Genomic DNA, 22,107 nt, shown 5'->3' on the forward strand with positions numbered 1-22,107 from the left:
ATCCTAAGGTGATTTTACCTTGGGCATATTCATCATTTCAGTTTACCTTAGGAGTAATCATGTTAACTGATAAGCACATCGATATAATAAAAAGTACCATTCCCCTTTTAGAGAACGCTGGTCCCGCATTAACAGATCATTTTTATCAACGACTGTTCACCCATAACCCTGAGTTGAAAGACATTTTTAATATGGCCAATCAGCACTCCGGTAGACAGCAAGTTGCTTTGTTTGAAGCTATAGCAGCCTATGCTAAAAATATTGAAAATTTAGCTGTGTTAACCACAGCGGTAGAACGTATCGCGCAAAAGCATACTAGCTTTAATATTAAAGCGCCGCACTATGCTGTAGTTGGTCACCACCTTATTGAAACGTTGCGAGAATTAGCCAGTGATGCATTCACCGTAGATGTTGAAGAAGCGTGGACAGCAGCCTATCAATTTTTAGCGCAAATATTTATTGATAGAGAAGCTGAACTTTACCAAGAGCGCGCCGATACTTTGGGCGGTTGGCGCGATGCTAGAGCATTTACAGTGGTAGATAAAATAGTTGAGTCTGAACTGGTTACCAGCTTTATTTTTATGCCTGTTGATGACAAACCGGTAATAGCATATCAGCCTGGCCAGTATCTAGGTATTGAAGTGTGCGACCCAAATAGGGAGTTTAAAGAAATACGCCAATACTCTTTATCTGATAAAGCGAATAATGAAACTTATCGAATTTCAGTAAAACGTGAACTAGCAGAAGTTGCTGGCGGTACTGCTAAAGAATTAGCTCCTAAAGGCATAGTGTCTAATTATTTACATGATGAGCTACATATTGGTGATGAGATTGATTTGTATGCACCCGCAGGAGACTTTTTCTTTACTGATCGCCAAGCGCCGGTAGTATTGTTATCCGCAGGAGTAGGTATAACGCCAATGCAAGCCATGTTAGAAACTTTAGCACAACAAGGTTACAACCATTCAGTGCATTATTTACATGCCTGTGAAAATAGTGAACAGCATTCATTTGCAGCCAGAACCTCCGAGCTTATTGAGGAAAACAATTGGCAGCAAAGCATTTGGTATCGTAATGAAGTCGTTGAACAAAGCCATATTCACCACGGCATGATGGATTTCTCGCAGCTAGAGCTACCTGTTGAGCAAGGTGATTTTTACCTTTGTGGCCCAATAGCTTTCATGCAATTTGCTAAGCAGAAATTACTAAATCTAGGGGTAGTGGCGACAAACATTCATTATGAAGTGTTTGGTCCACATGCTGAACTCTAGCTAAAACTAGTTGCTTAAAACACCAAGGGAAAACAGTGCTTAGTTAAACTTAATTTAGCTTAGCTAAACTTAGTTAGTGCTGTTTTTATATAATCTTTTCTCTATAGAAAATACCATATATAGAAAAACTGCAAAGCACACCTAATTGAATTTACTTTTTCAGGACATTATCTATCGATATATTAGTCTCTACTGCAGTGGCTCTTTCAATTGCCTTAGCAAATAGCTGACCCTTACTAAATGATTACAGTAAGGCAAATTCACTCGCCGCTATAGTCATCATTTCAGTTTTTAGACCCTGCCTATAAAGCAGAATAAAAGTATTACTAGCGCCATCTATGTCTAACCCAAGACCTAATTCAAGGTCTAACTCAAGGTCTTACGGCCCATTGTCTTTGTTCATCTGCCAAAGTTCATCAATAGGATGGGTCGATTTGATTAAAGCTACTGCAGGAGCAAGTGAGAACTTAAATTTCAAGGCGTCTGCTGGGGCAACTTTTTCCAGCTTAGTCCAATCAAATCCACCACTGTCCTGTACTAATGAGCTTTGATGAAAAAGCCACTCAAGTTGGGCAACATCTTTTAGGTAAGTTAAGTATTTAGCTTGCTGTAAGTCGGCTAAATATTGTGGAAAGTTTTCGCCGTAATCATCCATGTTCCCGGTTGTTGGCCAATGGTTAAAAATATATTATCGACTTACTTGCGCAAAGGAATCTTTGCCCACTAACTTTCAACCACTGGGTAGCTGAAGCTTAACGAACTAGTAATGGCTTGCTAAGCTGAATGAGACTGCTATATACAGAGGTGATTTTTAGGCTATTCTTTTAATGATTAAGTTAATTTAGGTGAATAATAGGAGATTAATATGAGTTTAAATACTGTGCCCGCAGGTAGACATTTGCCTGATGATATTAATGTCATTATTGAAATACCCGCAAATGCCTTACCGATAAAATATGAAGTCGACAAGGATACTGGCGTCTTATTTGTCGACCGTTTTATGTCAGCACCCATGTATAATCCCTGTAACTATGGTTATATAAATCATACCCTTTCCCTCGATGGCGATCCTCTTGATGTTTTGGTACCAACGCCCTTCCCTTTACAGCCAGGTTGTGTGATTCGCTGCCGGCCAGTCGCGGTATTAAAAATGACCGATGAATCGGGGCAAGATGCCAAAATAATAGCCGTACCCCATAAAAGCTTGAGTGGGGAGTATGAAGATATCGTTGATGTCGACGACTTACCTAAACTATTAACGGCACAAATCACCTTATTTTTCGAACGCTATAAAGAACTTGAAGAAAATAAGTGGGTAACAATAGAAGGGTGGCAAGGCATTGAACAAGCCCGTAAGGAAATACTCACTAGTTATGACAGAGCATTAGCTAAATAAAGCGCTAAAAAATAGCTAAAAAATAGCTACAGCATAAATAAAATTTAGCCATAGCTAGCCATGGAGGTAACTACCTGCAAAATTTATCAACTCGCTAGTGACCTAATGTAACTGTGGCTTAAAGCACTTAGTGGCTTAAAGCGATAATTGCGCCCTCTAAAATATCCCTATCAAAAGTGTAGTTTTTTTGGTGGAATAAAATTTCAACTTGATTGTTTTTTAATACATCCGTTATATCAAACTCATCACCAAAAGCTATTTTCACATTGTCATCACGCAAATGGATATTGGTCTTAGACAAGTAATGTCCAATTGCTATTTTATTTCGGTCATATTTCATATCGCCCCCATTTAATAATAGTCGCTTAAGTGAAAAAACCACTAACGAAATTGCACATTTTCAGAAAAATCAAGGTAGGAAAAAAAGCCCTAAATACACTAAGCTTATACCCAAGCCACCTCAATATGCAGGATTCAGCTAGAATTAGAAACGTATTTAGGCAAGGCATTGATTGAAGAGAATGGTTATTCCCTGGTCGAAATCAATAACGATGGATAAAGCGTTTCTAAACCAGCCATTCTGGGGCGTCTGAGCAAATCATGTTCATCGTTGCGTAGTTCATTAAGGGAATAACCATTAATGAAATACACGCCTTGATCATGAATCGCTCAGGCGTCCTGAAACAAACATATTGAAGTCGCTTGGGTATATATATGAAACGCTACACATTAAGGGCAATCATTATGAAAATGAATGACATTCACAGTGAAATCCAAACAGGCATTATCAATTATCTATCAGTGCACCCAGAAGCATCGGCTTCAGTGCAGCGTATATGTAATCAATGGCTTGCTAATGAAAGATATGCACATAATATTGATCAAGTACAAACCGCTGTTAATGCGCTATTAACCAGAGGGGAAATGCACAAGCGTTCGGACTCAGAAATATACACCCTGTAGTATTTACCGCTTTGTTTGGCAAAATGAGTTAAGAACTGACAACGAATAATTTGTCGATGCTATGGTTGCCGGCTCGGTGCCCATTAAAGATCAGAGTGGCAATTTTTACCCGTCTTTTCACCTATGCTCCAGCGATGCGCAGAAGTTTAGCTGACTTATTAGCTTTTGAGTCAGTATTACGCCAAGCCACCATCGAATTAACTTACTTGCTCAAACAGCCACGGTAACTAATTGTAATTAAAGTAAATTACATACATAAGCTAATATTCAATGACTTAGACTTGCCTAACTTTTCTAGACATTTGGTAAGTTACGACTCACCATCAAACAAACATTAGTAAATAGGAATTACTTCTACTTGTATTTGCGTTTACACCGCTTTCGAATTCACCTATGATAGCGCTTACAAAAAAAGTGAACGACTAATTAGATAAACCAAGTGAAAAGTATGAGAAAAAAATTATATAAATGGCATTCCTATGGTGCACTTATTGCCATGTTACCTTTATTTATCATTTCTTTGACCGGCAGTATTTTAGTTTTCAAGGTTGAATTAGATACCTTGTTAATGCCGGAAAAAATGATGGTTGCCAGTAATTCACCTGTCACTCGTTTACCGTTAGATACTTTAATGGCAAAGGTAAAAATAGCATACCCAAATCATGAAATTGGCAGTTGGGAAATATTTGATGATAAGCAAAGAACGGATACCGCTTACCTGATCAAACATCAATCAAATACTTGGTCTAAACTTTATCTTAATCAATACACAGGAGAACTTCTCTCCAAGCCTGTCGGCTTATCGGACGATTTAACCGATTGGTTACTTGATCTACACTTTAAATTACTGCTTGATACCAATGGCATGTTTTTAGGTGCAATAGTCTCGTTGTTGTTATTATTTCTAGGCATCAGTGGCCTAATTTTATATCGTAAATTTTGGTTAAACTTTTTTACTTTACGGTTTTCACAAGCAGGCAGGATATTTTTTAGCGATCTGCATAAAATAGTCGGTATTTCGAGTTCTCCGGTCATACTTATATTGGCTTTCACCGGAGCTTACTGGAACATAGCAGAAGTCGTTCATGAAGTCTCAGAGCACATTATTGAAGAACCCTATTTAATTAACAAAACACTTTATGATCAGTCACTTTCAATCCAGCAACTGCATGACAGTAATAAAAATTATATTAAAGATTTTGAGGCTACCTATCTGTTAATGCCCTATGAGCCCGAAATGAATATTACCTTTTATGGTAAAGTTGCTTCGGCTAACCCACTAAACAGTGATTATTCGAGCACTATTACTTACGATAAAAAATCGGGGAAAATGCTACATGCACAAGATGTTAGATCAGCGAATGCTTTACATGTAACTATTGATAGCTTTAGAAAGCTGCACTTTGGCCATTTTGCTGGTTTGACTAGCCAATTAATATGGTGTTTTTTGGGTTTAAGTCCTTTGATACTCGCTTTTTCCGGTCTTTACTTATACAGGTATAGAAATCGTAATAAGAAAATATTTTCAAAACTTACTTACCGTAAAGTAATAAGCTCTAACTGATTATAGCCACGGTTATTTAATTGCTTTTTGAGTTGAGTTAGCTATCCGCCCAATGGCTGACCATAACTAAATTCGACTCGATTGCCATCAGGGTCTAACACCCCACAATAATAGCCAACGGGGTATGGCTCTTCTTTAACTGGCCACAACAGTCGACCGTCACTTTTAGCTTTATTGGCTATAGCATCGACTTGTTGCTTACTTGCTAAGGCAAAGCCCAAGTGTGAAAAGTCCATTGATGATTGTTGATGCCCAGGTCCGCCAGGTAAGAGCACAAAAATAAATTTCTTCGCTTTACCAGGCTCTGCTAACCAAATAATGTCTTTGCCATTCACATGCCTCTCGCGGACTAACTCCATGCCGGCATAGTCTTGGTAAAAAGTGACACAGCTAGCGACATCTTTAACATGCAAGGCGATATGAGTTAAGCAGGCCATAATAAATGCCCCCAACTAACCTAAGAAAAATGTTCGTAACTCTCCGACACTCGGCTGAGATCTAAATATCAAACTACCATTAATCAGTATATTGGGTGAGTGACGTATATGATGCGATTCAACTAATTCAGGATTATCTTCAATATATTCAACGCAGTAATTTATACCAACATCGTCGAGCTCACGCTTTAGGTTAGGTAAACAAAAATCGGTGTGTGTTACTAAAATTTGTACATGCATAATAGACCCCTAGTTAACAATTGATTAACCACTAAGTTAAGTATAGCTAGGTATTTATCTTTACTGCTTTATCACTAAACCGTAATATTTCCCATAAGAAATAATTATTAAAAAAGATCAATAATCACTATTTTAGTGTTTTTATTTAAGCTAAATCAGCATTGTTATTTGAACCCAAGCTTAGTAAGTTCAAGATTTAATAAGTTTTATCACGAAATTTCCCATTTGGTCTACACTAATAGTACTTCTTTTCTCGCTCCCCCTTAGATACAAATTACGGCAGGTTTTAAATGGATTTACAACTTAGCAAGATTCTTGTCGTAGATGATATTCAGCATAACCGTTTTGCCATAAGCAAGGTTTTACAACCATTAACAAATACTCAACTCGTTGAAGCCTGCTCAGGTAGTCAGGCGCTATCCGAATTACTTAATAATGAATTTGCACTGATATTACTTGATGTCAACATGCCAGGTATGGATGGCTATGAAGTCGCTGAGCTTATTTCATCAACAAAAGCTCATAAACACACGCCAATAGTCATGTTAACCGCACACGACTCATCAACAAACGATATCTTACGTGCCTACGAAGTTGGCGCAATTGATTATTTAACCAAACCTATAGACAGTACTATTTTACTCAATAAGGTAAGACAATTTGTCAAAATCAATCAATTACAAAATAAGGCCAACTATTTAAAAAGTGAACGAGAAGCCATTTTAGAAGCCGCCGGCCAGGGGGTTATTAAGTTTAATAATAAAGGTAACATTCAGTTTATTAATAGCAAAGCCTGCCAATTGTTCAATGCCGATTCAAGTGAAATAATTGGCAGCCATTTTAATGACTGGTTTGAAGGAGAAGAGCCTGAACCAGAATATGATGACTTATTTACCTACCTGCAAAGTAAAACCCATGAGTCAGGTCTATACCAGCAATTTATCAGTACCATCAATGATGCTAATAACAAAAAATACTCGGTTGAATTGACCTGCACTTCAGCTACGAAACAAGTAAACAGCTCAATGATAGTATTGTTTCAAGATATTAGTGCCCGTCTCGAAATGGAACAGCGCCTTATTCATTTAGCCAATTATGATGCCTTAACTCAATTAGCCAACAGGGCAAATTTTCACGATAATTTATCAAGAGCTTTGAGTAGAGCAACACGTTTAAATACCACGGTAGTATTACTGCTATTAGACCTAGATCGCTTTAAGCAAGTTAATGATTCTTTGGGGCACGATGTTGGTGATGAACTACTACAAGAGGTGGCTAAACGTTTGAAGTCGATATTACGAGAAAGTGATATTGCTGCCCGTCTAGGCGGAGATGAGTTCGCTATTTTAATTGAAGAATGTCAATCAAGTATTGATGCTGAGCAACTGGCAAAAAAAATAGTAACACTAATTTCTAAACCTTTTTTGCTTAAAGATAAGGAGATATCAATTGAAACCAGTATCGGCCTTTCCCGTAGCGTACATGGTAAGACAGATAAAACCACCTTAATAAAATGGGCTGATATAGCTCTGTATGAAGCTAAATCAGCTGGTAGAAACTGCTATAAACTTTTTGTGCCTGCAATGTCAGAGCATGCCCAAAAAACAGCTCAAATCCAAAATAGGCTAAGGGTTATCATAGAGCGAGATGAGTTAGACGTTCACTATCAAGGTCAATTTTGCATACAAACAAACAGCTTTGTCGGCTTTGAAGCTTTAGTTAGGTGGCCTAAACTAGCCAGTGGCGAAGTTCCTGTTTCTCCTGCGGAGTTTATTCCTATTGCCGAGCAATCTCACTTAATTCACGATTTGGGCTATCAAGTATTAATGAAAGCCTGTGCAGTATTACAGTCTTGGCAAAAATCTGCCGATACTCAACATTTAACTTTAGCAGTGAACTTATCAGCCAAGCAACTTAATGCTCATGACTTTTTAGATCGACTCGAAAGTGTCTTATGTCAGTTTGAATTCCCCTTTAAAAAATTGACCTTTGAATTGACAGAATCTGCATTTTTGAATAATTCTGATTATGTCATCAAGACCATACAAAGGTTGAAATCAATGGGCTTTAGCTTAGCCTTGGATGATTTTGGTACGGGTTATTCATCGCTTAATTATTTACAAAACTTACCTTTTGATATTATTAAAATAGATCGCGATTTTATTAAGCGCTTAGGTTTCTGTAAAAAAACATCCGCTTTAGTACAGGCCATTATGACAATAGCTAAGGCTTTTAATATGGATGTGGTGGCTGAAGGCGTAGAAAATGACATCCAACTAGCAAGTGTTAAAAAGCTAAAATGTAATAAAATCCAAGGCTTTTATTTCAGTAAACCCATCCCGAAAGAACAGATTAAAGCGCTGCTGTTAGCCAACCATACAGTCAATAATGAAATACACTCATTAACAGCCAAAGTACAATAACCGGACTTATAGCCACTTAGTTAATTAGCTAGCTAGTTAATCCAACTGTAATTTTTTTTGATAAATACGTGATCTTGGTGACATAGTTTCAAAATCGTAAGTAACATCGGTTAATTCTAGGGTTTCTTTATCGCCAAGCATTAAAAAACCACGTTGCACCAAACTATCTTTTATTACATGTAAAACTCTATTTTTCAAATGGCTATCAAAATAAATCATCACATTCCGACATAACACTAAATGCATTTGCGCAAAACTTTCATCTTTCATTAAATTATGTTGGGCAAAGGTTATTTTATCGCGCAAAAAACTATCAAACAAAGCACCATCATATTTTTGATGATAATAACTAGAAAAAGAACTTTGCCCGCCCGCAGCTAAGTAATTTTCATTATATTTACGGATATTTTTCAGCGGATAGATACCTTTTTCCGCAATGGCTATGGAGCTGTTATTGTAATCTGTTGCATATATTCGGCTACGTTCTAATAACCCTGCCTCATGTAACAGTATGGCGATTGAGTAAGCCTCCTCGCCAGTTGCACAGCCGGCAATCCAAATATTGATACTAGGGTAGGTTTGCAACTTGGGTATCACTATATTTTTTAGTAAATTAAATAGTTGCGGATCGCGAAACATATCAGTGACAGTAATAGACATTTCTTGCAGGAAGCGGTCAAATATATACTTGTCATGTATAATCGCGCTGGTTAGCTCTGATATATACCTTTTATGCTCTCGTCCTTGCAAATTTTTTATTCGGCGGTATAACGAGGCTTTGGCATAATGACGAAAATCATAGCCATAAAGCTGAAAGACGGCTTGCAATAATAGCTCGACCTCCAACTCCTCTCGCTCTTCCATAGACAATAAAAAATTGCACTGTTCTTTATTTTTTTGCTCTAATAATAAATCTGTCATAACTAATTAGTCATCCTACGATAAAGCCAGACTCTCAACATTGATAAGACCTTGTCCATGTCTAACGGTTTAGTCAAATACTCAGAGGCACCGGCAGTAATACAATGATGACGATCTCCTGGCATGGCTTTGGCTGTAAGGGCTATGATTGGAATATCTTGATAGTGTTCCATTTTACGAATGCGCGCTATCGCTTCAAAGCCATCCATTACTGGCATCATAATATCCATCAAAATGAGCTCTATCGGCTGTTCTGATTTCTCAATCAAATCTATCGCCACTTGACCATTTTCGGCTTGAATAACCTCGATGCCGGTTTGCTCTAATATTCGAGTAATGGCAAAAACATTACGCATATCGTCATCAACCACTAAAACTCTTCGTCCCGCCAGCATGGCATTTTCGTCATGTAGCATTTGTAAGGTTTCGTGTTGCTTATTAGAATATTTCTCCCCAACATGATGTAAAAATAAACTGACATCATCGAGTAGACGTTCTGGCGATTCAGCACCCTTGATCACAATTGATGGGGTAAATTGATTTAATACTCGGTATTCATCTTGAGTAATACTTTGGCCTGTATAAATAATGATAGGTACATTTTTAGCCCCAGGTTGTTCACTAATGGTTTTTACTAATTCAGTACCACTGAGATCGGGTAAACCTAGGTCTAAAATTATACAATCAAAATATTGAGACGAGAGCCGTTCACACGCCTCTTTTGCCGATGCTGCAAAACTGAGTTCGGTATCACGTCCGGCAATTAAGTGTTTTATAGCTTGTTGGCTGCCGTAATCATCCTCAACAACGAGGATAGATTTAATTTCAACTTTTGAGGTATCGTAAACCTCTTGTAAAGTAGATGTTATTACCGCAGGGTCAGCCGGTTTTTGCTGGTAGCTCAGTGCTCCCAAATGTAATGATTCCATTTTCTTATTGCCAGCAGAAATAACATGCACAGGTATATGACGTGTTTGCAAATTATGTTTGAGTTGTTCCAGCACACGTAAACCATCAATATCAGGTAAACCTAAATCCAGAAGAATTCCTTGCGGTACATGTTCCACCGCTAGCAATACTCCTTCGCGGCCTTTATTTGTTGCGATTACTTTAAGATCTAAATTGTGGATTAAGTCTATTAGTACTTGGCTAAAGGCATGATCATCTTCAATTAACAGTAAGGTTTTATCTTTTGCAGTTATTTTGTGCCTGTCATCTTCAAGCCAGTCACTTACTGATTGATTTTCTTGTTGTTGTGGTTGGTTGAAGGCTGCCAGCTTATCCTGACTAGCTTGCTTGTCAAAATTAAAGGGCACAGCAGTTAAGTTAGCAACGGGATTATTTAATACCTGCTCAGGCTTTTCTTCCATATTTAAAGGTAAAATTAAGGTGAAGCGACTACCATTACCAACGCCACTGACCATCTCTATTTTACCGCCCAACAAAGCAGCCAATTCTTTTGAAATAGTAAGCCCTAAGCCAGTGCCACCATATTGACGACTGGTAGAGCCATCAGCTTGCTGGAAAGCTTCAAAAATATCATTTTGTTTTTGTTCTGGAATGCCTATACCTGTGTCACTAACCGTAAAACAAACTTTTTGTTCATAACTTGCATCGACAGGCAGCAACAAGGGATTTTCTGCGGTATAAGGGTGGATATCCAGTCTAACTGAGCCATGTTCAGTAAACTTAAAGGCATTGGATAAAAAGTTTTTAAGTATTTGTTCTAGCCTCTGTTTATCCGATTTAATATCTTGATTAAGGCGGTCATCTACATGAATTTCAAAGTTAAGTTTTCTTTCCTTAGCCACCGGAGAGAAAAGCGCATCTAGATTATCGCGGACATCCCCCGGTAAAAATGAATCTAGATTAATACTGAGCATTCCCGCTTCTACTTTCGACAAATCCATAATGTCATTGATCAGGGTTAACAAGGTTTGCCCGCCTTGATAGACGATATTAGCTTCCTCTACTTGATCTTTAGTTAGGTTGCCTTGTTTATTTTCATATAAAGACTTAGATAAAATAAGCAAACTATTCAGTGGTGTGCGCAGCTCATGAGACATATTTGCTAAAAACTCAGATTTATATTTACTGGCTAAACTCAGTTGCTCAGCCTTTTCTTCCAGCATGAGTTTTGACTTAAGTAAGTTCTTAGATTGCTTCTCTAACGAGTCTTGTTGTAAGGCTAAACTTTCATTACTGGCCCTGAGCTCTTGTTGTTTCTCCTCAAGTTCTTCATTACTAGCTTTTAACTCTTCACTTTGCTCTTTTAACTCTTCTTCTGATGCACTGAGCCGTTGATTTTGATCACTCATCTCCTCGGTACTTGCTTTTAACTGGGCTGTCATATTATTAAATGACAACGCCAATTGACCAAATTCATCGGAGGAGCTGATAAATATTTGTCGTTCATAATCCCCTCGAGTGACTTTTTCTGTCGCTTTAACTAACATGGCAAGTTTACGGACAATGCTATTTGACACAAGTAATGAGACAAGAAAGGCAATAACTATGGAAATAATAGAACCCGCTATGACGATAGTTACAGTATTATTAGCTGCCTGCTCAGCCTCTGATTCTCGTATTAACATTAACTGCCGTTCCGTTTCGACAAATTCAACTAAAACGCTACGAATTTGATCAATAAGCTTTTTACCGGTTTCTTTTTCAATTAAAGCGGTAACATCGCTCATCTTGCCACTGGTTTTGTTTAACTTCCGTCGTAATGAAATTTCAGGTGCTGCGGCATTATTCTCCCATTCTATGGCTTTTAATCGTAAGAATTCTATTTGATTTAGCACTTGGGCTTGCTCAAAAGTAGCTTGAATAAGCGCGGTTAACTCTGATAGATGCTGGTTAAACGTTAATTGTCCATCTTCAAAGGGTTGTAAAAACTCATCTCTGCCGGTGACTAAATAGCCTCGTTGCCCTGTTTCTTGATCTATCATGCCTTTCTCTAATAACAAGATTAAATAGAGTGCCTTATCATTGCCAGCGCGGATGAAAATAGCTTTGAGGTCTTCAAAGGCGAAACGAAGTTTATCCAAAATACCTTTACCCCGACCTTGAGATAAAACGTGCACTATTTTTTCATAAGGTATCTCACCACGGTTAAACTGCTTACGTAGCTCTATTTCAGGAAGCGCAGCTTGTTTTTTCCAGCTACTGTTGAGCTCAGCAACCAAACTTAGCTTGTCTAATACTTTGTTTTTATCAAAGCTATCTAGAATGACATTTTTTAATTTAGGAAAAGTTTCTCTAAGTACCGACTTACCCTTATGGTATGGATCTAAAAAAGACTCTTCACCAGTGATTAAAAACCCCCGTTGGCCGGTTTCTTGGTCTACTATGGCTTTGGCAATAGTTAACAAATAATTTGCGGCTATTATATTTGAGCTAGTAAAAGAGTTGTCTAGTTGCTCTATTAGTTGTCGTATTTCATCCTGAGTATCTTTACCAGAAGAGCGGGTTAAGGTTTTCTGAATAAACATTAAACTATTGCTCGTTTTTTTATCGATCTCTCGCCTGGCATTGAGTTCTGGTTTAGCCACTTGCTCATGCCATTTAGCTTGCATATTTCTGAGCTTAAGTAAGTCTTGTTTAAGTACCTTAAGGTCTTGGTAATTTTTGTTACTGTTACTGTTACTAATACCAAGATAAAGCATCAAATCCAACATACTAGCTTCAAAATCACTTTTACCTTGATAAAAAGGTACCAAATAACTTTCTTCTCCGGTTATTAAAAAACCTCGTTCACCTGCTTCTTGATCAATCATAGCTTTTGCTAGTTTTAAGGTATAATTTTCCCCTTGCAGATCTTTGTTATTTATAAAAAATTCTCTTAAATTCTCTTTAATGGCCAACATATTAGCCATTAATGCTTTACCACCATTTCTATCAAGTGTCTGAGTTAAGAACTCTAAGGTAGACAAACCCGTTTTGTTTATTTCCCGACGAGTAGAAATTTCTGGAATGGCTGCTTCATTCAACCAACGACTAGAGAGGTTTTGAATATTATCGACATGTGCTAACACAGTAGCTGATTTATAGTTATTTTTTACTTGCTCGCGCAGCTTTTTAAATAGCGGAATGAGTGAACCCTTGGCATTTTCATAAGGCTGTAAAAACTCAGCTCTACCGGTTATTAAATAACCTCTTTGCCCTGTTTCTTGATCGACTAGATTTTTTGATATTTGTGCCAAAGTATTAATGGCTAGCTGATGTTCAGCTTTTAAAAATAGGCTCTCTAAATTCATCGTTTCAATTCTGATATTATCTAAAATACTTTTACCCGTGGCCTGAATAAGTGTTCCTTCAATATCTTTAAATTGCTTATTTCCGGCAGTAACTTCATCCCGTAACTTTATTTCGGGTTCAGCTGCTTTAATCAACCATTGCTGAGCATTGCTCTCCAGCCGCTCTATTTTGCTTAAAATATTAGTTTGCTGGTAATTATTGTCGATTAATTGCCTTAACTGGCTCATATGCCGATTAAAATTATCTTTTCCTTGATGGTAAGGTTGCAGAAATTCATCACTGCCGGTAATTAAAAAACCTCTTTGCCCGGTCTCTTGGTCTACTAAATCTTTGCCTATGGCTAGGATAATATTTTCACCTATTAAGGTATTTGATTGGACAAAAATAGTAGTTAGTTCCGCAAGTGAAACCCTCAGTTGATCTAATATTTCTTTACCATGTCCGGCTCTCAAAGTGCTTTGCATATAATCAAGGCTTACTTCATTGCTCTTTACATTTCTTCGTGCACTAATTTCAACTTGTGCCGCTTGTTGCAACCATTGTTCTTCTAGTTCATCAATCAATTTCAGTCTAGTGACCTGCTTGTCATTATCAGCAACAAGCAATTGTAATTCTTCGTTTTTTTCTTGCCAAACTTTCTGAGCCTGATTAAAGGGCTCAAGAAAATTATCTTTACCTGTGATCAAAAACCCTCGCTCACCGGTTTCCATATCTATCATCAACTTTTCAAGTTCTTTACCATCAGCAATCACTTTTTGAGTATGTTTTACCCACTTTGAGGTTTCAATAAGCTCACCGATACTAAAATAAACCACCGAACATATAATAACGAGTAACGACATAGGTACGCTAAAACCGAGTAGAATTTTTGTTCGGGTATTGAGTCTACTGAATAGTCTAATTAGTGGATGGTTTGCGGTGTCATCATTCGAGGTTGGAAATTTTTTGCTATGCATTTACGCACTCCATTGCCATATAGTTTTTTATTATTATCACTATGAATATAGTAGAAAAAATGGCAATTGCTAATATGAAAGTACTGCAGAAAGAGCCTATGGTGTGTGATTTAAAATTTCCAGTGTTAGCCGCATTTTATCTATTTTAATAAAAATAGCTAAAGTATGGTTTTTGACTGGTAGGGTTACAGCCATAATTTTATATAAAGAGCTTGATCACTTTGGTAGATAAAGTGATCATCTAGCTGTCTATTTTATCTTACAGACTTGTTAATAATTTATTGATGACTTCATTTTGGAAATGACAAAGTTATATGAGGAACTGGTATGCGCAAACTCTCCGCTAAAATAATACCGAAACTAGCACCTAAACTAGTACCTAAGCTAAAAAAGCTAAAATTAATTTCATTAGGTTTTTGCCAAATTTTTCTGTATTTACTTATCGGTGAGTTCTTGAGTACTTTAATCCCATTACCGCCAGCAATCCTTGGTCTAATCGCTTGCTGCGGGGCTTGCTTATTATTACAGAAAATACCCGAGTCACTTGATATCGCCAGTAGTTTTTTACTAAAAAACATGGCGATATTTTTCATCCCTTATGTGGTGACAATCACACTCTTTTGGCCTGCCTTAGCCGATTATTGGCTTGCTTGTTTAGTGGCACTTTTTATCAGCACCTTAGTTACCCTATCTTTGACCAGTATTGTCAGTGATAAACTCATTGAACGTACGACACAAGAATCAACAAAGCGTTCAAGATGTCATGCAGCGATGGATGACAAAAAATAATGCCAAGCGCAACTATGTTACTTATGCTCGCGCTTAATTTGTTAATAACTTACACAGTTTTTAACTTATCAAGCAAGTTATATCACTACTGTAAACATTTCCCTTTAATACATCCGTTGATACTCAGTGCTCTAGTATTGGTCGCCTTATTATCTGTCTTTGATATTGCCATTGAAGATTATCAACAAAATAGCCAAGTAATTATGATGATGCTAGCGCCAGCAACGGTGGCTTTAGGCGTGCCGCTCTATAAAAACTTAGCGGTTTTAGCCAAATACAAAAGTGCAATATTTATCCCTTTACTACTGGGTGCAATAATATCGCCCTGCTCAGCGCTATTATTACTTTGGTTATTCAAGGTTGATAGCTCATTACTGTTGAGCATGATCAGTAAATCTATCACCTCGCCCATTGCTATTGATATCACTAAACTCGTTGGTGGCATTCCTGCTATCGCGGTGATTTTTGTTATAATCAGTGGCATTATTGGCGCCGCTTTAGCAACACCGTTATTTTCCTTACTGGCAATAAAACACGATATCAGTAAGGGACTATCATTAGGGATTGCTTCTCATGCCATAGGCACATCCTCAGCGGTGCAAATTAGTGAGCAGTGTGCCGCATTTTCAGTATTGGCTATGTGTTTAAATGGCTTATTAACCACCCTGGTTATTGTGCTTTATTCACTCATTTAATTAGCCAAACTACCAACAAACAGATAACGGCATTAACTTGCTCAGCTTTATTGCTGACAAGAATGCCGACAAGTTTAATAATTTAGCCTGATCAGCGTTTTTTAAGGTAAAATCACCTTGCTAATTTCCCCTCTTCTCCTTTATCTGGAAAATATAAATCATGCGAGTAGCCGTTTCTCAGTTTGCCACCTCCTTAAATACTCAAGAAAACCTCGCAAGCTGTATTCGTGTGATAAATGCAGCTGCAGTATGTAAACCAGATCTAATTGTTCTGCCTGAATTTTGTAATACTCTTTTTACTGATACACTTTTATTTAATACACAACTTGGTAATACACAACTTGGTAATACACAAGTTGCTAATGCTCTGCCTTGCTACGTCGATCATAATCAGGCATGGCAGCAAGCCTTAGCTATTGATGGCGCTTTTTTACAAGCTATAGCAGAGCGAGCGAAAAAGCATAACTGTTACATTGTCATCAATGTCACTTTACGCAGAGATGTTTCACGAGACTTTCCGAACAATAAGCAGGGTGGTTCGATAAAGTCCAATATTAGTGTCACTTCGTGTGTATTTTCTCCCCTTGGTGACCTCGTTCAGCAACAAAATAAAAAAATGTTGCTTGGCCATGAAAATGATTTTTTTATTAGCGCCGATAACCTTACTAAGAAGATTACTGAAAAGATCACTGAAAACACTGCAGAGCACATTACTGACGTGGTAACTACGCCCTTTGGCAAACTTGGTTTGTTGAGCGGTAGCGATAGCTTTACCTTTGAGGTATCACGTGGCTTAGCTTTAAGTGGTGTACAATTATTGTGTAATTCAATGAATTCATTTGCACTCGATCAAAGTAGTTTTCATGATCCTGCTAGAGCCAGTGAAAATAAAGTATTTTTAGCGAATGCAAATAAAATTGGTTTACTAGTACCTAATGAAAAACCTGATAGAAAACCTAATGAAACACCTGATGAAAATCCGCAAGGGCAGTCACAAGAAGCTCTTGTTGGTGTAGGTCAAAGCCAAATCATTTCTCCCGAAGGTAAAGTACTAGCAAAGATAACCAACAACGAAGAAGGTTTTGTTTTTGCTGATATAGACTTGTCGGAATGCAACATCAATAATAAATGCCGTCCTGATGGTACTAACCTTATTAAGCAGCGCCGTCCTGAACTTTATCAACAACTATCAACCGCTGTAAAAAAAGCAGCTCTGCATGAAAATGTACATGCCAGCGTTCATGTTAGTGATAAGGTGCCAGTAACCACCAATGTCGCGATATTTGCAACCTATAAGTCTAATGAGCAAGCCATAGAAGATGTTTGTCATTACATTGAAAACAACCTCAGTGACATTATTCAATTACCTGAATTATTTTTCATCGGCGATAAAACAATCACTGATGATGCACAACAAAGAGCCGAAATTAGTAGCTTGAGTCAACAAGTCATTAAGCAGGTCAGCACCGTGTTAAGGCCTTTTCAATACCTGTGCACAAGTTTAATTATTGAGGGTAAACATCAGGCAGTGCTAATAAGCGAACATGGCTTATTAGCTACACAAGAGCAATTACATTTTTGTCAAAGATATCAGTGGACTGAATTAGGTAATAATTTAAACATTATCAATTTACCCTTAGAGCAAGGCAATATTAAGCTTGCTATGTTAACAGCCGATGATGCAAACATAGCTGAAATAGTCAAGATTTCCGCGTTAAATGCTATCCACTTATTACTGGTACCTTTTGATATTCAAGAGCCGTGTGAGGTTGAATATCACTTATTATCTCGCGCCGCTGAAAATAGAATTTGCATAGTAGCCGCGAGTCGTGAAAAAAGCTTTACCAATACTCTATCTTTCGATAACGCGGCTAATAATATCTATAATAAAAATAAAGTAAAATCGCAGAAGTCTACCGGTTTAATTGCCAATTTAACTACAGATCCCGCCTTATCGCCCCAATGGCAAGCACCAAGGTTTAATGGCTATATTAATCAACCTCTGGTCAAACATCAGTATGGTAAAATAACTAAAGCCGTGATCCATCCTATTGCCGCTTGTACTAAGTGATTGTGCTAAGTAACACTACTAAGACTAGAAAAGATGTACCAACGCTGTAATTGCAATGATTAACGGATACTGAGCGATAGGATTAACTTTACCATGTATAACAAAAAGAAAAATACCAAGCCACAAGTGATCTCTTATGATCGTGTTAAATCATATATGCAGTGGATGATCGAGAGATATGGTGATTACTCAGCTAAAGCATTATTGCAAAAGGCCAATTTATTGTTTAAGGACGATACCCAGTTCAATGAACCGGCACTAGCGTATTTAATAGAGCGAGGCATTGTTGATGATTTTCGTTACGCTGGGCGCTTAACGGCTAGTTTGTCAGAGAGAAAAATCGGCCCGAACAAAATAAAAGAGAAACTGTATGTAAAAGGTTTTTCATCACAGGTAATCAATGAGTGTATTAGTGCCATAACAACAAGCGAGGAAGAATATTTGCATAAAGCGCTAATCCTAAAAATAAGAAAGTTTGGTGAAGATCCTATTGAAGATATAAAGTTAAAACAGAAAGCGTTACGGCATTTAATCTCGAAAGGGTTTTCCTATGCCATCGCCAATAAAGCGGTTAGCTATTCATCTAACGAAAATTAATGCCTCACTGTTTGAAATAAAAAATATTAAAACAAACAGCAAGCAATAGTGAGATTTCACCATTAAAATAAGCACAGCATTACAGCGCTTTATAACTATATTTTTGCCCAGCTAATGCGGCTTCATACATCAAGCCACCTTTGGTTAAAGTCATCACCGCCATACCTTTGTGATATATAGCTTTATTCTGCTTAGTTGAACTCGAATCAGTACCTTGACTAGAGCTAATGCCTGAAGAGCCAACTTGTGCTTGAGCAGCCGCAGTTAGTGCGACTGCAGAAGCGCCAGCAGAAAACTCGAAATTTCCTGAAGTAAATTCATCAAATGAACGTTTATCTTGGAAAAAAATTATTTGGCTAAATACTTGGCCACCTAATTGAAAACCAATAGACAGTTGCGTCATGCTACTTTTACCAACCTTTTTATTTTTTTTGTAAACTAGACCTTTGCCATGAGCAACGCCAATACCCAAGCCGCCTTTACCAATAGTTGGGTAAACCGCATAGCCATAAGCTTTGTTAAAAAATTCCTTAGTCGCTGGTGATGACTTAAAGTCTGCAATCGTTTGGCTATAGTTATCAGCATTTGCGGAAAAACCAGTAGCTAAGATAACAGCAGCCATTAATGATAAAAGTAACCTTTTCATATTTTCTCCACCGTATTAAAAAATTGATAAAAAACTTTATAGGCTGATAAAGACAACATCATCTTATGCCAATTGAGATTAATAGTTTTATCATTTACCCAAGGAAAAAACACGCTAAATAGTTTCTAACTTTGTTACTGCTACAGTCGATATGAGTTAATTCCTGATGGGATTTCAATTTCTCAAAAAAACATTTAGATAAACTTATCTTCCAGCAACACAAGCTATTTAGGAAAAATATTCCTCTTTGTTGATACAAATCAAAATAAAACACCAAACTATCAATTTATTTAGGGCAAGTAAGCAAAAATATACCAACTAAGACATGAAATAATTTATCTATATACATCACTGTTATGTCGACTAATAAGCAGTGAGAGCTAACAGCATAACCCAAGAGAATTTCATGACAAATTTACCTAGCACTGCCAAGCAACCACTCAGCTTAATTTATCTCGATGCCAACGCTACTACGCAAGTATTACCCCAAGCCGCAGCCGCAGCCTTAACGGCCATGGAAACGCTATTTGGCAACCCCAGTAGTAGTCATGTTACCGGGCTGCAAGCAAAACAGATAATGGATAAAGCCAGACAGCAAGCTAAGCAAATTGTTGGTGCTGGCGAGGGTAAAATTATATTTACCAGTGGTGCTACTGAAGGTATTCAAACCGCCATTTTATCAGCGCTAATCAATGCTAAAAAAATTCTTAACGACACTGTGACTCAAGGTAAGGACTATTGCCTACTCTATGGTGCAACCGAACATAAAGCGGTGCCAGAATCACTTAAGCACTGGAATGAAATTCTTGAAATAAATGCCGAAGTGAAAGCTATCCCTGTTGATGAATTGGGTCGCCTTGATATGGACTTTATCGCTAGAGAAGTTCCTCAGGCCTTGATGATTTGTACCATGGCGGTTAACAACGAAACGGGTGTCTATCAAGACATTAACTTATTAGACAAAACCATACGTGCCAATAATGCCAATATTTCTTGGATGGTAGATTGTGTGCAAGCGTTAGGTAAACAAGACTTGAACTTAGCACAGACTAGTATCGACTATGCACCGTTTAGTGGTCACAAACTTTATGCCCCTAAAGGCATTGGTTTTATGTACGTTAAAGAAAACGCCCCCTTTACACCAGTTATTGCCGGCGGTGGCCAAGAAGGTGGCTTACGTTCAGGCACGGAAAACTTACCCGGTTTAGCAGCCTTAAGCGTTATATTTGATATGCTCTCCGGCGAAAGTGAGCATAGCTTTACGCCAGTGAAAACGCTGCACTTATTTCATCAACAAATAGTGGCTGCATTGATTAAAGTATTCCCTAACATCGTTTTTAATCATTGTTTTGAAAACTCAGTGCCAACCACCATTAATTTTGCTATCCCTGGCTTTAGCTCGAAAGAAATCATGGATTTATTTGACGCAGCCAATGTCCGAGTAAGCTCAGGCTCGGCTTGTAGCTCAAAAGTAACACGCAGTTTCGTCTTAGACGCCATGGGATTGCCCGAATGGCAAAGTGAGTCGGCAATTCGAATGTCGTTTGGACCAGCCATGACGCAAGTTCTAGTTGACCAGACCTGTAGCCGAATTATCTCTGCTGCTCAAGCATTACAACAAAGCTGCTTAACTATTGACATAAATAGCATGGACGAAAATCTCAGCGCTGATAAAGCTGAGCTAGATGGTCTGATGCAATTTAAAGTGGGCGGCAGCTGTAGTTGGCTATATGTCGACAACAAGACTAAGACGGCACTATTTATCGATCCATTACCGGAAGTAGCCGATCGCTTGCAAACATTACTTACTTGTCGAGGCCTTGATTTAGTCGCGGTTATTGATACCCATGGTCATGCTGATCATGTCTCTTGTCGCGACAGTATCGCGAAAACATGCTTAGCTGAACAAGAAAGTGACTGCCTTGGCTGGCCCGCTAATGCACAAACGACAAACATTAATGGCAATGAATGCCAGTACATTACGTTAGGCGACAAGTGGTTAGTTAAAGTCGCTACACCTGGGCATACCGATGACAGTATTAGCCTGTTATTGTGCGAGCCAGTATTAGATTCTACCGAAGCATTATCTGTACATTATGCCTTTTGTGGTGACCTGATCTTGATGGACAGCCTTGGCCGAACAAACTTCTCAACCAGTAGTGCTCCGGATATGTTTACTAGCTTGCAGTTATTAGCCAAGCTTATTGGTACCCAGAGCCTTATTTGTCCTAGCCACGATTATAATAACGAATTTACCACCAGCCTGAGCGCTGAAATATCACGTAACTCTTTACTCAAGCAAGTGATCAATAATGAGATTAGTGCTAATACATTTTCACTGCAAAAATTCACTATGGATAAAGCTATTATTGATGAGTCAGGCAGTGAGATTATGTGTGGTGCTTTAATCAGTACTTGCGACAAAAAACCTGTACATGAATATGATAGTGCCAGCTTAGCTGAAGCGATGAAACAATCGAACGCGATTAAATTAATTGATATCCGTGAACCACATGAATATGCATTACAGCACGATGAAAACTTTGCTGAAAATGTACCTTTAACTCGACTAGTTCAATTTGTGCAAGAACACCAAGATTATAAACAAGCACCATTGGTACTTGTATGTCGTAGTGGCAGTCGCTCCCACTTGGCAGCGCAAGCACTAAGCCGTTTAGGTTTTTCACAGGTTGGGCATTTGAAAGGTGGTTACGCTTTACACCAATACTAGTAGATCATGCAAAGGTGAATTTTCACGGGACCAGCCAAGTAATTTACCGCTTGGCTAGAACTGTAATGACTAAATCTCTAAATAACTGCCTTAGTGCTCTATTTAGAGATTTAGAAAATTAAGTTTGTGTAAATGCAGCAAACTTAG

18 protein-coding genes are annotated in these 22,107 nt (G+C 37.9%); 11 read left to right on the forward strand and 7 right to left on the reverse strand.

The genetic code is table 11. The features are described 5' to 3' along the window. The first annotated feature begins 11 nt into the window (after positions 1 to 11). Complete coding sequence (hmpA, locus tag HRT55_RS14635) at positions 12 to 1,271, forward strand: NO-inducible flavohemoprotein (RefSeq protein WP_291622766.1); 1,260 nt, start codon at positions 12 to 14, stop codon at positions 1,269 to 1,271. Between the two features lie 379 nt (positions 1,272 to 1,650). On the opposite strand, the gene HRT55_RS14640 is transcribed toward hmpA, so the two are convergent. Beyond that, positions 1,651 to 1,926: a hypothetical protein gene (locus HRT55_RS14640; protein ID WP_291622448.1), complete on the reverse strand. Its 276-nt coding sequence runs from the start codon at positions 1,924 to 1,926 to the stop codon at positions 1,651 to 1,653. A 210-nt stretch (positions 1,927 to 2,136) separates the two neighbouring features. Here HRT55_RS14640 and ppa point away from each other — a divergent pair, with 210 nt between their 5' ends. Then, positions 2,137 to 2,667: an inorganic diphosphatase gene (gene ppa / locus HRT55_RS14645; RefSeq protein WP_291622450.1), complete on the forward strand. Its 531-nt coding sequence runs from the start codon at positions 2,137 to 2,139 to the stop codon at positions 2,665 to 2,667. 127 nt (positions 2,668 to 2,794) lie between these two features. Here ppa and HRT55_RS14650 read toward each other — a convergent pair whose 3' ends face one another. Then, entirely contained in the window at positions 2,795 to 3,007 is a 213-nt protein-coding gene (locus tag HRT55_RS14650) for a hypothetical protein (RefSeq protein ID WP_291615697.1), read from the reverse strand. A gap of 404 nt (positions 3,008 to 3,411) precedes the next feature. Here HRT55_RS14650 and HRT55_RS14655 point away from each other — a divergent pair, with 404 nt between their 5' ends. From HRT55_RS14655 to HRT55_RS14665, 3 genes are all read left to right on the forward strand, one after another. Further along, the gene (locus HRT55_RS14655; protein ID WP_291615699.1) at positions 3,412 to 3,630 is read left to right on the forward strand and encodes a hypothetical protein; all 219 of its coding nucleotides are present in this window, start codon (positions 3,412 to 3,414) and stop codon (positions 3,628 to 3,630) included. A 95-nt stretch (positions 3,631 to 3,725) separates the two neighbouring features. After that, on the forward strand, positions 3,726 to 3,857 hold the full coding sequence (locus tag HRT55_RS14660; RefSeq protein ID WP_291622452.1) for a hypothetical protein: 132 nt from the start codon (positions 3,726 to 3,728) through the stop codon (positions 3,855 to 3,857). 221 nt (positions 3,858 to 4,078) lie between these two features. Beyond that, positions 4,079 to 5,194 (forward strand): PepSY domain-containing protein, encoded by a 1,116-nt coding sequence (locus HRT55_RS14665; RefSeq protein ID WP_291622454.1) that lies wholly within the window; start codon positions 4,079 to 4,081, stop codon positions 5,192 to 5,194. A 41-nt stretch (positions 5,195 to 5,235) separates the two neighbouring features. Here the strand turns inward: HRT55_RS14665 and HRT55_RS14670 are convergent, their stop codons facing one another. Then, positions 5,236 to 5,631: a VOC family protein gene (locus tag HRT55_RS14670; protein WP_291622456.1), complete on the reverse strand. Its 396-nt coding sequence runs from the start codon at positions 5,629 to 5,631 to the stop codon at positions 5,236 to 5,238. 15 nt (positions 5,632 to 5,646) lie between these two features. Then, complete coding sequence (locus tag HRT55_RS14675) at positions 5,647 to 5,871, reverse strand: hypothetical protein (protein WP_291615705.1); 225 nt, start codon at positions 5,869 to 5,871, stop codon at positions 5,647 to 5,649. Positions 5,872 to 6,161: 290 nt separating this feature from the next. Here HRT55_RS14675 and HRT55_RS14680 point away from each other — a divergent pair, with 290 nt between their 5' ends. Further along, positions 6,162 to 8,294 (forward strand): EAL domain-containing protein, encoded by a 2,133-nt coding sequence (locus tag HRT55_RS14680; protein WP_291622458.1) that lies wholly within the window; start codon positions 6,162 to 6,164, stop codon positions 8,292 to 8,294. A gap of 36 nt (positions 8,295 to 8,330) precedes the next feature. Here HRT55_RS14680 and HRT55_RS14685 read toward each other — a convergent pair whose 3' ends face one another. Continuing rightward, complete coding sequence (locus tag HRT55_RS14685) at positions 8,331 to 9,215, reverse strand: protein-glutamate O-methyltransferase CheR (RefSeq protein WP_291622460.1); 885 nt, start codon at positions 9,213 to 9,215, stop codon at positions 8,331 to 8,333. Positions 9,216 to 9,217: 2 nt separating this feature from the next. After that, positions 9,218 to 14,431, reverse strand: a complete 5,214-nt coding sequence (locus HRT55_RS14690; RefSeq protein WP_291622462.1) for a CHASE3 domain-containing protein — start codon at positions 14,429 to 14,431, stop codon at positions 9,218 to 9,220. Between the two features lie 327 nt (positions 14,432 to 14,758). Between HRT55_RS14690 and HRT55_RS14695 the strand changes: the two genes are divergently transcribed. The 4 genes from HRT55_RS14695 to HRT55_RS14710 all read left to right on the forward strand — a co-directional run bounded on the left by HRT55_RS14695 (position 14,759) and on the right by HRT55_RS14710 (position 18,583). Further along, a complete protein-coding gene (locus tag HRT55_RS14695) occupies positions 14,759 to 15,220 on the forward strand; it encodes a CidA/LrgA family protein (RefSeq protein ID WP_291622464.1) in 462 nt (153 codons plus the stop codon). Then, complete coding sequence (locus HRT55_RS14700; RefSeq protein ID WP_291622466.1) at positions 15,220 to 15,915, forward strand: LrgB family protein; 696 nt, start codon at positions 15,220 to 15,222, stop codon at positions 15,913 to 15,915. The genes HRT55_RS14695 and HRT55_RS14700 overlap by 1 nt, the downstream gene beginning before the upstream one ends. Before the next feature lie 160 nt (positions 15,916 to 16,075). Next, positions 16,076 to 17,986 carry a nitrilase-related carbon-nitrogen hydrolase gene (locus HRT55_RS14705; protein WP_291622468.1) on the forward strand — a complete coding sequence of 637 codons (1,911 nt, stop codon included), beginning with the start codon at positions 16,076 to 16,078 and terminating at the stop codon, positions 17,984 to 17,986. Positions 17,987 to 18,079: 93 nt separating this feature from the next. Further along, positions 18,080 to 18,583: a regulatory protein RecX gene (locus HRT55_RS14710; RefSeq protein WP_291622469.1), complete on the forward strand. Its 504-nt coding sequence runs from the start codon at positions 18,080 to 18,082 to the stop codon at positions 18,581 to 18,583. Between the two features lie 79 nt (positions 18,584 to 18,662). Here HRT55_RS14710 and HRT55_RS14715 read toward each other — a convergent pair whose 3' ends face one another. Then, positions 18,663 to 19,229, reverse strand: coding sequence for a lipid-binding SYLF domain-containing protein (locus HRT55_RS14715; RefSeq protein ID WP_291622471.1), 567 nt, complete (start codon positions 19,227 to 19,229; stop codon positions 18,663 to 18,665). Between the two features lie 406 nt (positions 19,230 to 19,635). On the opposite strand from HRT55_RS14715, the gene HRT55_RS14720 reads away from it, so the two are divergent. After that, positions 19,636 to 21,960, forward strand: coding sequence for an aminotransferase class V-fold PLP-dependent enzyme (locus tag HRT55_RS14720; RefSeq protein ID WP_291622473.1), 2,325 nt, complete (start codon positions 19,636 to 19,638; stop codon positions 21,958 to 21,960). Positions 21,961 to 22,107: the final 147 nt, after the last annotated feature.

The organism is Colwellia sp., assembly GCF_013214175.1.
GTDB lineage: Bacteria > Pseudomonadota > Gammaproteobacteria > Enterobacterales > Alteromonadaceae > Colwellia.